An 11,943-nucleotide genomic window follows, 5' to 3' on the forward strand; every position below is an offset into this window, starting at 1 on the left:
GTCCGGTCGGGTGCTGTGCCCGATCCACCTGAAAGGAAGAACACCCATGAGTAATTCCGTGCGAAGCGGCGGACTCGATCGTCGCGCGTTCCTGCGGTACACGCTCCTCGCGGGCGGCGCCGCGGGTGCGCTCGGCGTGTCCGGAGCACTGGCGGCGTGCAGCAGCGGCAGCAGTTCGTCGGGCGGCGCGTCGTCGGACAACCCGAAGGTGCAGCTCTCGTGGCAGAAGAACATCGAATTCGCCGGTGAGTACTGGGCGTTGGAGAAGGGCTACTACAAGGACGGTGGTCTCGGCACACCGCAGCTGATCACGGGCGGCGGCGCGGGCACCGGTGTGGAGACCGGGCTGACGTCGAACAAGGTCTGGATCGGCACCACGGCACCACAGCTCACCGCGCCGGTGATACTGCAGGGCGCCAAGCTGATGACCGTCGCAGCCACGTACCAGAAGAATCCGTTCTGTATCGTCTCGTCCGCGGAGAAGCCGATCAGAACTCCACAGGATATGGCCGGCAGGAAGATCGGTGTGCAGGCCTCCAACGAGAACGTCTTCAAAGCCCTTCTGACCGCCAACGGCATGAAGGAATCCGACGTCCAGAAGATCTCGGTGCAGTACGACCCCACCCCGCTCACCAAGGGCGAGGTGGACGGGTGGGTCGCCTACGTCACCAACGAGCCGATCACGTTGGCCGAGAGCGGTTTTGCCAACAACAATTTTCTCTTCGCCGACTTCGGTCTGCCGCTGGTCGCCGAGACGCTCGTGGTGCGGCAGGAGACCATCGACAACGAGCGCGACAAACTCAAGGCGTTCCTCAAGGCCGAGATCCAGGGCTGGAACGACGCCGTCGCCGATCCTGCCGGCTCGGCGAAGCTCGCCGTCGAGAAGTACGGGAAGGACCTGAATCTCAAGCTCGACGAGCAGGTCAAGGAGGCGACGGCGCAGAACAGCCTCGTGGTCTCCGAGGACACCAAGCGAAACGGGTTGCTGACGATGACCGATGCGCTGATCGCGCAGAACATCGAGGCGCTCGGCAAGGCCGGCTACTCGATCAAGCCCGAGCAGATCTTCGACATGTCGCTGATCAACGAGGTGTACAAGGAGAACCCGGGTCTCATCAAGGCGTGAGACCGCTCGGGCGCTACGTGGTGGCGAGTTCCGCGGATAGCGTGCGTCGGAGTTTGGCGATCGGCCCGGGGGCGTCGATTCCGACGGCGCCCACCACCTGGGCGCCGTCACGGTAGAGCACGACGCCGTCGTCGGCGCTCTCGTCGAGACTGTCGGAGTCATCGATGTGTGTCGTCCCTACGATCTGGATGCGGTGACCGTGCCACGACGACCAGGCGAACGGCACACCCGAGTACTCCTGCCGGCCGCCAACGGCATTCGTCCCCGCGATGTAGCCCTGTGCGGTCGCCGAGGTCCAGTGTCCGCCGGGCACACCATCGACGACCGCGACGTCGCCCGCAGCCCACACCGCGGGCGCACTGGTGGCAAGCCCGGAATCACAGACGACGCCCCGTGTGGCCGGATCGAGAGTGAGCGCGCTCGTGGACAGCCACGCGGTGGCAGGCGTCGACCCTATACCGACGACGACGGCGTCGGCGGGGACTTCGCGGCCACAGGACGTGCGCACGGACTCGATCCTGTTGTCACGCACCGTCACGTCGGAAAGGCCGGAGTTCACAAGCAGCGTGACGCCTGCGTCGCGGTGCACATCGGCAAGCATCCCGCCGGCGAGCGTCCCTACGCTGCGAGCCAGTGGGTAGGGGCCGGTTCCGATGAGCGTGACGTCGATACCCCGTGCGACGGCAGCCGAGGCGATCTCGGAGCCGATGAAACCCGCGCCCACCACGGCGAGACGAGTTGCGCTGGCCAAGGTCTCACGGACGGCGAGTGCGTCGTCGAAGTGTCTGAGAGCGTGGACGTTGTCGTATCCGTCGAGCGTCTCGATCGTTCGGGCGTGGTGTCCGGTGGCGAGGACGAGAGCGTGATAGCTGATGGGGCCGGAACTGGTCAGCAGCTCGCGCGCGTCGACGTCGATACCGGTCGCGGTGGTCGACGTCCGCAGCTCGACGTCGAGAGCCTCCCAGCCCTCGGAACGTCGGAGCACGGGGAGCTCTGCGTCGGTGCCGGCGTCGAGTAGTGCCTTTGACAGCGGTGGGCGATCGTAAGGGAGATGTGGCTCGTCTCCGATCATGATGATCGGTCCGGTCCATCCCTGGGCACGGGCACCCTCGGCCGCACGTACGCCCGCCAGGGATGCGCCGACGATGACCAGCGGCTGCGTGTGGTGGGGTGTGTTGTCGTCGGTCATGGTGAGCTTGGCGGACACGGCGCGCCTCAGTCGAGCATCCGCAGCGCCGACACCGGGCAGGAGTCGACGGCCGCTCGGACGTAGGCCTTGTCGCTGTCGGGGACGTCGGGTGTGGCGACCTCGACGATCCCGTCGTCCCCGATCTGGAAGTACTCATTGGCCTGTGTCTCGCACATGCCGATTCCCTCGCAGGTGGGGCGGTCTACCTGGATGTGGCTCATGGTGTGTTCTCCTCTGATCGCTGGCTGTGGATGACGATCATTTGTCATCCTGACCGGGATATGGATCACAAACACTGGTCTCTCGACACAAATCAATGGTCTTGGCTGTGTAATCACACAGTGTCTGGCACCGTGAGGTGATGACCGAGATCACCGACTGGCTGCAGGCTTTCGTCGACGCGCAGCAGAACCCGGCAGCGGTCGACGAGTGGGTGTCGACCACAGCGGACGCGATCATGGCCGATGTCGACCTACCCGACGACATCCGGCCCGTGCTGATCGCCGCGATCGAAGAACACTGGCTCGCCTTCCTCGGCGGAGTGACCGTCGACGTCGCGGGAACCACCGAACTGGTGCCTGCCGCAGGGGAACTGGCTGAGCAGATCGCCGGACACCATCTCGGCCTCCCCGTGCTGCTGAAGATCTATCAGAGCGCGCAGGAGGCGTCGTGGGATTTCGCCGTCGGAGTCGTGGGCCAGGCACCGAAGGGGCTCGACCACGAATCACTTCTCGTGTGGTTCTGGACCAAGGCCAACCGCTGGTTCGCCACCTCGGTCGAGCTGTCCGTCGCGCTGTATCAGCAGGAGGTGGAACGGATTCGACGACGCGGCGATGCACGACGCTACGAGCTGGTCGCCGACGTGCTAGACGGGAGAAGCGTTGGCTCGAATGAACTCTCGGCCGAGCTCGGTGGTCACCCGATCGCCGGCGTCACCCAGGTGTCGGTCATCGCGTACGCGATGGATGCCGATTCCATCGAGGGGCTCGAACCGGCCCTCGTACGCCTCGCCTCCTCGATTGCGGGTGCGCGATTGGTTGTCGTACGTCCCGGTGGACGTGAACTCTGGGGATGGATCGCCCTCGGCGCGACGGCGCCAGGCGTTGCGCTGCAGTGGGACTCGCGCGGTACCGATCCCGAGCAGATCCGCTTCGCGATCGGTGAACCCGCCGAGGGCATGAGTGGATTCGTGAGATCTCATCGCGACGCCCGCGCCGCACAGCGCGTCGCACGGGCGTCGCGACGGGGTGTCGCGGTCACCAGATACGAGGACGTCGCGGCGTTGACGCTGTTGACCCACGATCCCGATGCCGCCGAGCGGTTTACGCGTACCGTGCTGCGCGGGTTGGCGGCGTCGGATCTCAGCGAACTCCGCGATACGGTGCGCTACGTCCTGACCACCGCCGACAGCGCCGATACGGTGGCGAAATCGCTTGGTATACACAAGAACACCGTGAGGTATCGCACCCAGCAAGCAGAGCGCCTGCTCGGGTACCCGATTCGGGAGCGAGCAGGCGATCTGGTGCTGGCGCTCGACTACTTCAGCGCATTTCTGGAGTGATGGCACGTACGCGCGTGGCCTGGGCTCATGCGCTGGTCTCGGTGAGCGGGATGAAGTCGAGCTTGTCGCGCACGCCGCAGTCGGGGCAGGTCCAATCGTTGGGGATGTCCTTCCATGCCGTGCCGGCGGCGAAGCCTTCGAGTTCGTTGCCGACGGCCACCTCGTAGACGTATCCGCAGCCCGGGCACCGTGCGGCGGGGATGTCGTCGACGCAGGCGCCGGGGGTGGCGTCCTCGACGGGCGAGTCGTCGAACTCCGTGCCGGTGGGTAGCGGGAACCGTCGCGTCAGCCGGTCGAGTTTGCCGGGTGCGACATTCGCGAGTCGCACGTCGCCGTCGAAGTGTTCGACGACGCGGTGGTCCATGACCCGACGCCACAGCGGTGGGAACAGCGAGAGCAGGATCATGCCCGCATAACCGGTTGGCAGCGCGGGTGATTCGCGGTAGTCGCGAAGCGTTTGGTAGCGGCGAGTGGGATTCGCGTGATGATCGCTGTGGCGCTGCAGGTGGTAGAGCAGGACGTTGGTCGCGATGTTGTTGGAGTTCCACGAGTGCATGGGCAGGACGCGCTCGTACCGACCAGACGTCGTCTGCTGGCGCAGCATTCCGTAGTGCTCGAGATAGTTGACCACCTCGAGCAGCGAGAACCCGACGACAGCCTGCAACACCAGGTACGGCAGGATTCCGACGCCGAGCCAGACGGTCAGCGCGCCCCACAGGACGATCGTCATGAGCCAGGCGTTGAGGACGTCGTTTCCGAGGTGGAAGGGATGGGTGTCCTTGCGTCGGTAGCGTTTTGCTTCGACCTGCCATGCGCTGCGCAGCGATCCGAAGACGGTGCGGAACCAGAAGCGATAGAAGCCCTCACCCAGACGCGACGACGCCGGGTCCTCGGGAGTGGCGACCCGCACGTGGTGCCCGCGATTGTGCTCGATGTAGAAGTGGCCGTAGAAGGTCTGTGCCAGTGCGATCTTCGACAGCCACCGCTCGTGGCTCTCCTTCTTGTGGCCGAGCTCGTGTGCGGTGTTGATGCCGATACCGCCGATGAAGCCGAGGGTCACCGCCAGGCCGACCTTGTCGATGACCGGCCATCCCCCGGTTGCGATGAGATACATCGCCCAGATGAAACCGGCGTACTGGATGGGCAGGAATGCGAAGGTGACGTATCGGTAGTACTTGTCGTTCTCGAGTTCCTCGATCACGTCGTCGGGCGGATTCGTCGGATCGAATCCGATGCAGAAGTCGATCGCCGGGACCACGCCGAGCACGATGATGGGCCCGGTCCACAGGAACACCGCCCATCCGGTGAGTTCGTATACACCGATCGCGATGAACGCGAACGACGGGACGATGAGACCGATGAGCCAGAGGTAGCGCTTGCGGTCGCGCCACCTCTCGGTGGTTCCGTCGGCAACGGTGCCGCTGGCTTCGAGTGCCATGATTTACCTCCTGAACACGGGCTGTACCAATGACCTGTTGTCAGAATCGACGCGTTCTGGATCACAATCACGGTGCTATTCACCCAATATGAAGCCGTAGGCTGTGCTAACGCACAGTCACGTGGTCGACGCGAGCGCGACGTCGAGAAGTTCGCGTGCCGGCCCGCGCATGGTGACGTGTGGCGTCCACACGGCGCGGAGCGGGCGGATCATCGACATGCCGTCGACGTCGATGCGCACGAGTCGTCCGGCCGCGATGTCGTCGGCGATCGACAGCCGCGAGAGCACCGTCACACCGTTCGAGGTCAGCACGGACGAGCGGATCGCGGTGACCGAACGCAGTTCGATGAGCGGATCGGCTGCGACGAGGCCCAATTCGGCCAGGGCCCGCTCATAGGTGATCCGTGTTCCCGACCCCGGTTCGCGCTGGATCAACGGAGTCGACGCCAACTCGGCCGCCGATACGGCGCCGGTCTGCGACCACGGGTGCCCTGGCGCGGCGACCACGTAGAGTTCGTCGGTCGCAACGAGCGCGGCGGCGAGGTCGGCGGTATCGCCGGGACTCTCGACGAACCCGAGATCGGCGTCGCCGGACCGGACGGTGGTGATCACCTCGGCGGAGTTCATCGGGCGCACCGAGATTCGCGCCCCCACGCGAGTGGTGAGAGTCGTGAGCCAGCCCGGTACCAGGTACTCCGCAACGGTCATCGACGCAGCGACGACCAGTGTCGCGTGCTTGTTGCCGACCAGTGTGTCGACCCCCGCAATGAACTCCGCCGCCCGCTCGAGGAGCGTGTTGGCCCACTCCAGCAGCAGTCGCCCGTTCTCCGTCGGTTCGACGCCGGAGGGCGAGCGGACGAAGATCTCGACGCCGAGTTCGTGCTCGACGCTGCGCACCCGCGAGCTGACGGCCTGTTGGCTGAGTCCGAGGTCGCGGGCTGCGGCGCCCATACTGCCGAGGCGGCCCACCGAGACGATGACCTCCAGCGCGGCGATGTCGGGCAGGCGTCGTGCTGGCATGTCGACGACGCTAGGCGCTGTGACGTCGGGCCACAAGCAGCATCTGTGACCGGGTGCGCCCCTTGTAAGGTGGTCTCCAGTGCGTGCCAGTGGAAGGGCTGCGCCGAACGCCGTGACGAGGAGCGAGATGTCGGACTTCATCAAGAAGATCAAAGACGACGCAAAGGCCGTCGGTGCTGCCATCGACAACGAACTGACCGTACTCGAAGGCGTTCCGGGCTACGACCCGCTGGCCGACGAGGACGCAGACAAGCAGCAGGCCGCCGCCGACGAGTCCGGGGACGCCGGCACGCAGGATGACGCCGCCGACGAGTCCGGGGTCGGCGAGAAGTCGTAGCCCGTCCCGGCCGTCGCTCGTGGCGGAGCGCTCACACCTCTACGACGGCCCTGCGGCGTCGCGGATCGGGATAGGGGACGGCGTCGAGCAGCGCCCGCGTGTAGTCGTCTTTCGGTCTCGTGAGTACCTCACGCGCGGGTCCGTGTTCGACGACCCGCCCGTTACGCAACACATACGCACGGTCGGAGACCTGTTCGACGACGGCGAGGTCGTGGCTGATGAAGAGCGCGGCGAAGCCCAGTTCGCGTTGGAGTTCTGCGAAGAGCTCGAGAACCCGGGCCTGCACGGAGACGTCGAGTGCGCTCGTGGGCTCGTCGGCGATGAGGAGCTTGGGCCGCACCGACAGCGCACGCGCGAGCGCAACGCGTTGACGCTGCCCGCCGGAGAGTTCGTGCGGGAATCGGTCGGCAAAGGAGCGCGGCAGGTGCACGGCGTCGAGCAACTCGGTCACTCGCTCTGATTGCTTCGCGCGTGTCCCGATGCCCTGGATATCGAGTGGCTCGCGAATGGATTCCGCGACAGCGAACCTGGGATCGAGAGAAGCTGTGGGATCTTGAGGCACGAACGCGATGGTGTGCCTCAGCGACCGCAGTCGGCTACGGTCCACGGCGCTCAGATCATGTCCGTCGACAAGGACCCGTCCGCTGTTCAGGTGTGTCAGGCCGCCGATCGAACGTCCGAGAGTTGTTTTACCTGAACCCGATTCGCCCACGACACCGACAACTTCGCCGGGATCGACATGAAGTGAGACATCGTCGAGTGCGACGACTGGCTTCCGTCCGAAACCGCCACGATGAACAGCGGTGACGTGTTCGACCGCCACCACCGGAACCGTTGCCTCGCCGACGGTATCGGTATCGGGATCGGTTGTCGTGATCGCCGCGTCGCGTGATTCGTCCTCGGACGGCAGCTTGGGGACGGCGGCGAGCAACTGTCGCGTGTACGGCTGTGTGGGGCGGGCGAAAATGTCGAAAACCGTACCGCGCTCGACGACCTCACCGAGTTGCACGACGACGACACGGTCGGCGATATCGGCCACGACGCCGAGATTGTGGGTGATGAGCAGGATTCCGGCGTCGATCCTGCCGCGCAGGCGCAGCAACAGGTCGAGGATCTCGCGCTGCACGGAGACGTCGAGTGCTGTCGTCGGCTCGTCGGCGAGCAGTAGTGCCGGATCGTTCGCCAGAGCGAGCGCGATCACCACGCGCTGCTTCTGGCCACCCGAGAGCTGATGAGGGTAGTAGTCGACGCGCTGGTGCGGGTCTGGGATCTCCACGAGAGACAACAACTCGACGGCGCGGCGTCGAGCGTCTTTCCGTGAGATCGACTGATGCGTCCGTAATGCCTGCCGCAGTTGCCATCCCACGGTCTGCGCAGGATTGAGCGCAGTCTGGGGCTCCTGGAAGATCATCGCGACTCCTGTGCCGCGGATCGCGTTCAGTTCACGTTCGGAGGCGTTCAACACCTCGACGCCGTCGACCTTGACCGAACCGGTGGCGACGGCGCGCTCGGGGAGGAGTCCTATCGCCGCACGCGCGGTCATCGTCTTGCCGGAGCCGGATTCGCCGACCAGAGCGACGATCTCTCGACGGTTCACCCGCAGACTGATGTCGGAGACGGCAGGCCGGGGGTAGTCGAAGGTGACCCGAAGGGAGTCGACTTCCAAGGCCGGAACGGACGTCGACGCCGTGGTGTCGTCGGTGCTGGGGTCGTGTGCAGCGTCGGTCATCTCACTGCCTCCTGCTGTGTGAAATCGATTGAGACATGAGGTAGAACCCGAGGACGAGCGCCGAGATCACGATCAGCGGAGCCACGGAGAACCACGGGTTGGTCTCCAGATAGCTGTTTCCGGACGACAGAATGCTACCCAGCGACGGCGTCGGCGGGGTGACGCCAATTCCCAGGAAACTCAGTGCGCCTTCGACGAATACAGCGAGTGACAGCGACAGCGCGAACTGGACGCCGAGCGACTCCACCGAGTTGGGCAGGACGTGCCGACGCAGCACATAGGTGTTGCGCGCACCGCTGACCCGCGCCGCCTCGACGTAGGGCAGTTCTCTGACCCGGAGTACCGACGTGCGGGCGAGACGGCCGAAGATGGGGATCTCGGCGAGCACGATGACGATCCCGATCGTGCTTGCCCCGGGAGACAGTACGGCGGTCAGTGCGATGCCGAGGACGAGGGCGGGGAACGCGAGGATGACGTCGAATGTGCGCTGGGCGATGACATCCGAGACCGGATGCGACACCGTGAGTAGACCGATCAGGGTGCCGAGGACGGCGCCGATGGGTACCGAGACGAAAATGATCAACAGATCCACCCGGATGCCGTACAGCACCCGTGTCGCGACATCGCGGTTGAGATCGTCGGTGCCGAACCAGTGGTCGGCACTCGGCGGCAGCAGGTATGCGCCGTCGATCTGCTGGTCCGGTCCGTACGAGGTGAGTACCGGCGCGAGCAGTGCGAGGGCCACGATGACGAGAACGAGAGTGGATCCCACCAGTCCGGTTCCGCTGAAAAGACTGCGCCACAGTGGGGTTCGGGTTCGACGTCGCTCTCGGTCGGCGGGAGCCTCAGGGATCAGCCCGGGTTCTATGTCCGCGGTGATGGACGACGTCGTGTCGGGCGGTGTGGTGTCGGGTGATGTGGTGTCGGGTGATGTGGGAAGTGAGGTGGACATCAGTTACCTGCCGATCAGTTCGATGAGTTCAGGCGGATGCGGGGATCGAGCCACGCGTGGAGAACGTCGGCTAGCAGTTGAAGCACGACGAACACTGCGACCGACAGCAGGACAAGGACCTGGACGAGGGGATAGTCGCGCGCGAAGATGCCTTGTTCGGTCAGGAGTCCAAGCCCGGGCCAGCCGAAGATGGCTTCGACGAGGATTGCACCGCCGAGCAGTCCGCCCGTGACCAGTCCGAGTGCGGTGAGACTTGGCGGCAATGCATTACGCAGCGCGCTATGGATCACGATGTCGCGCTTGGGCACTCCGAGTGCGCGCGCGGTGGTGGAATACGGCTGGCGCAGTTCGGTCCGCAGCGCCTCGGTGAGGAATCGGGCGAGGGTCGCGCCCGCAGGCAGGGCCAGGGCCAGGGCGGGGAGCAGTAGATACTGTGCGGTGATCGTGGGGTCGGCGAACAGTCCGTCCGGTGGAGTCCCGCCGGCGGGCAGCAGACGCCAGTGGACGCCGAGCAGAAGGATCAACACCGTGCTCACGACGAACGTCGGGACCGCGATCGCGACCGCATTGACGCTTGTGACGATGGCATTCACGGCGCGGTTGTCGACGATCGTCGCAGCCAGACTCAGCGCGAGTGCGAGGAGGATGGCGAGCACCAACGCGGTGACGGTGAGCAGCACGGTGTGCACGAGTCCGAACGACACGAGTGAGCCGATATCGCCACCCACCTGGTAGCTCTTGCCGAGATCGAGCGTGGCGATGCCCGCGATCCACGTGGCGTACTGGGCGAAGAAGCCTCGATCGAGGCCGAGGTCGTGCCGGATCGCCGCCACTTGTTCAGGTGTGGCGTCCGGTCCCGCCAGCGCCGATTCCGGCCCGCCCGGGATGAGCCGGACGATGGCGAAGATCAATACCGACGCCACGAACAGCACCAGGATCGCCGTGGGTATGCGGCGCAACAGGTATCCGGTCATCAGGAGTTCCGTCCTTGGGTGTTGAGGTAGGTCTCGCCGAGATGTAGTTGGGCACGTCTGTCCCAATCGATGTTGCCGACGGCAGGTGACGCGGCGGATTGCTGAAACACCACGCCGATCTCGACGAGGAACAGATCGTTGAGCCAGATGTCGTCGAGCTGCCGATAGGCGGCGAGCGCTGCGTGCGACGTCGGGTCGGGGGCGTTCCAGGCGGCGCCGGCTGCCTTGGCGTAGTCGGGGTTGACGTAGTTCGACGAATTCTTCGCCGCGTTGAACGGGTAGGCCGAGACCGCGAGTGTCGACGGTGTGAACTGAGCAAAACCGTGCTGCAGCAGCCAGATTCCGTCGAACTTGCCACTGATCAGCTTCGACGACTGCACCGTGTTGTCGTTGGGACGCAACTGCACCGGGATGCCTACGTCCTTGAGGTTGGACTGCACGATCTGCGCCACCACACGGTCGACGCCCTGCGTGGAGTAGTCGAGAGTAATGGGCGCAACCGGTCCGTGCTCGGCGACGAGTCGTCGTGCCTTGTCCACATCACGTGTGTAGGTCGTGTTCTTGGACGCGTCGTAGGCCGGAGACCACTTGGGCCAGGGCAGGTTCACGACATAGCCGCTGCCGCGGAACACGTCGTTGATGATGCGTTCACGGTCGATCGAGAAGGCGATCGCTGTGCGCAGGCGCACGTCGGAGAGTGCGGGATTGGTCACGTTGATCCCCACGTACTCCTGACTCTCGGCGCCGGTGTAGGTGATGGCACTGAAGCCGTATCGGCGTGTTGCCAGTTCCTGGTCGTGATTGTTGAGGCCGTATGCCAGATCGATCTGGCCGGTGCGCAGTCGTGTGTAGAGGGCCTGTTGGTCGGTGATGATGTCGAGGTCGATGGCATCGAGGTTGGCACGCGGGCCCCAGTAGGAGTCGTTGCGTACCAGGTGAACATCGGAGTTCGGTTGCCATGAGGCGAATCTGAAGGGGCCGGTGCCGTTGAACACCGTGCCCGCGCGCAAGCCGTCGAGCGTGTTGCCGTCGATGATCGGTGCCGAGTCGAGCAGGTCGAAGATGTTGCTCAGCGGGTGGTCGAAGGTCAAGACCACGCGATGCGGGTTGCTGGTGTCGTAGCCGGTGATGGCCGCAGCGGTCCGCTTGAACTGCGGAGTCCACGGCCCTGCCGTGTACGCCTTCAGCGAGCTCTCGACGTCGGCGGAGGTGAAGGCGCGGCCGTCGTGATAGCGCACGTCGTCGCGTAGATCGAGCGCCAGCGAGCGGCCGTCGGGCGCGAGCTGCCAGCGTGTCGCGAGCGACGGGCGGACGGTCAGATCGTCACGCGAGTACCGGATGAGGGTGTCGAAGACATTCGACACCACATGGCCGTTCATGCTGCCCGTGCCGATCTGCAGGAAGGTCTTCGGGCTCAGATCGTTGAGCACTCCCACCCGCAGGGTGCCGCCCTGTGGCGGCTTGTGTCCCGGTGGCAGCGCGGTAGCCGTGGAGTTCTCCTGCTGGGCCACGGCCGAGGTGCAGGCGGTTGCCGTCCCGATCGTCAACAGTGCGACGACAGCGAGAAGCGCGGCTCGTGTGCGAATGGGCATGGTGTTCGGAGTCTCTTCCGTCCGA

11 protein-coding genes are annotated in these 11,943 nt (G+C 65.1%); 3 read left to right on the forward strand and 8 right to left on the reverse strand.

Going from position 1 to position 11,943, the window contains the following annotated elements; all coding sequences use genetic code 11:
• Window positions 1-46: 46 nt before the first annotated feature.
• Window positions 47-1,126: an ABC transporter substrate-binding protein gene (locus GOACH_RS05295; RefSeq protein WP_005171698.1), complete on the forward strand. Its 1,080-nt coding sequence runs from the start codon at window positions 47-49 to the stop codon at window positions 1,124-1,126.
• A gap of 13 nt (window positions 1,127-1,139) precedes the next feature.
• Here the strand turns inward: GOACH_RS05295 and GOACH_RS05300 are convergent, their stop codons facing one another.
• Both GOACH_RS05300 and GOACH_RS05305 read right to left on the reverse strand, forming a co-directional pair.
• Entirely contained in the window at window positions 1,140-2,333 is a 1,194-nt protein-coding gene (locus tag GOACH_RS05300; RefSeq protein WP_005171706.1) for an NAD(P)/FAD-dependent oxidoreductase, read from the reverse strand.
• A gap of 8 nt (window positions 2,334-2,341) precedes the next feature.
• Complete coding sequence (locus tag GOACH_RS05305; RefSeq protein ID WP_005171708.1) at window positions 2,342-2,536, reverse strand: ferredoxin; 195 nt, start codon at window positions 2,534-2,536, stop codon at window positions 2,342-2,344.
• A 140-nt stretch (window positions 2,537-2,676) separates the two neighbouring features.
• On the opposite strand from GOACH_RS05305, the gene GOACH_RS05310 reads away from it, so the two are divergent.
• Window positions 2,677-3,876 carry a PucR family transcriptional regulator gene (locus GOACH_RS05310; RefSeq protein WP_040517885.1) on the forward strand — a complete coding sequence of 400 codons (1,200 nt, stop codon included), beginning with the start codon at window positions 2,677-2,679 and terminating at the stop codon, window positions 3,874-3,876.
• 25 nt (window positions 3,877-3,901) lie between these two features.
• On the opposite strand, the gene GOACH_RS05315 is transcribed toward GOACH_RS05310, so the two are convergent.
• Together GOACH_RS05315 and GOACH_RS05320 are read right to left on the reverse strand one after the other, a co-directional pair.
• On the reverse strand, window positions 3,902-5,314 hold the full coding sequence (locus GOACH_RS05315; protein ID WP_005171711.1) for a fatty acid desaturase: 1,413 nt from the start codon (window positions 5,312-5,314) through the stop codon (window positions 3,902-3,904).
• A gap of 117 nt (window positions 5,315-5,431) precedes the next feature.
• A complete protein-coding gene (locus GOACH_RS05320) occupies window positions 5,432-6,334 on the reverse strand; it encodes a LysR family transcriptional regulator (RefSeq protein WP_005171713.1) in 903 nt (300 codons plus the stop codon).
• 127 nt (window positions 6,335-6,461) lie between these two features.
• Between GOACH_RS05320 and GOACH_RS05325 the strand changes: the two genes are divergently transcribed.
• Window positions 6,462-6,671 (forward strand): hypothetical protein, encoded by a 210-nt coding sequence (locus GOACH_RS05325; RefSeq protein ID WP_005171715.1) that lies wholly within the window; start codon window positions 6,462-6,464, stop codon window positions 6,669-6,671.
• 31 nt (window positions 6,672-6,702) lie between these two features.
• On the opposite strand, the gene GOACH_RS05330 is transcribed toward GOACH_RS05325, so the two are convergent.
• Genes GOACH_RS05330 through GOACH_RS05345 form a run of 4 tightly spaced genes read right to left on the reverse strand, consistent with a single transcriptional unit; the run spans window position 6,703 to window position 11,918 of the window.
• Window positions 6,703-8,400 (reverse strand): dipeptide ABC transporter ATP-binding protein, encoded by a 1,698-nt coding sequence (locus tag GOACH_RS05330; RefSeq protein ID WP_005171719.1) that lies wholly within the window; start codon window positions 8,398-8,400, stop codon window positions 6,703-6,705.
• Window position 8,401: 1 nt separating this feature from the next.
• Entirely contained in the window at window positions 8,402-9,352 is a 951-nt protein-coding gene (locus GOACH_RS05335; protein WP_005171721.1) for an ABC transporter permease, read from the reverse strand.
• Window positions 9,353-9,366: 14 nt separating this feature from the next.
• Window positions 9,367-10,326 (reverse strand): ABC transporter permease, encoded by a 960-nt coding sequence (locus GOACH_RS05340; protein ID WP_005171723.1) that lies wholly within the window; start codon window positions 10,324-10,326, stop codon window positions 9,367-9,369.
• The gene (locus GOACH_RS05345; protein ID WP_005171725.1) at window positions 10,326-11,918 is read right to left on the reverse strand and encodes an ABC transporter substrate-binding protein; all 1,593 of its coding nucleotides are present in this window, start codon (window positions 11,916-11,918) and stop codon (window positions 10,326-10,328) included. Before GOACH_RS05345 ends, GOACH_RS05340 begins: the two co-directional genes overlap by 1 nt.
• Window positions 11,919-11,943 lie beyond the last annotated feature (25 nt).

The sequence above is a fragment of the Gordonia aichiensis NBRC 108223 genome, assembly GCF_000332975.1.
Taxonomy (GTDB): Bacteria; Actinomycetota; Actinomycetes; order Mycobacteriales; family Mycobacteriaceae; genus Gordonia; species Gordonia aichiensis.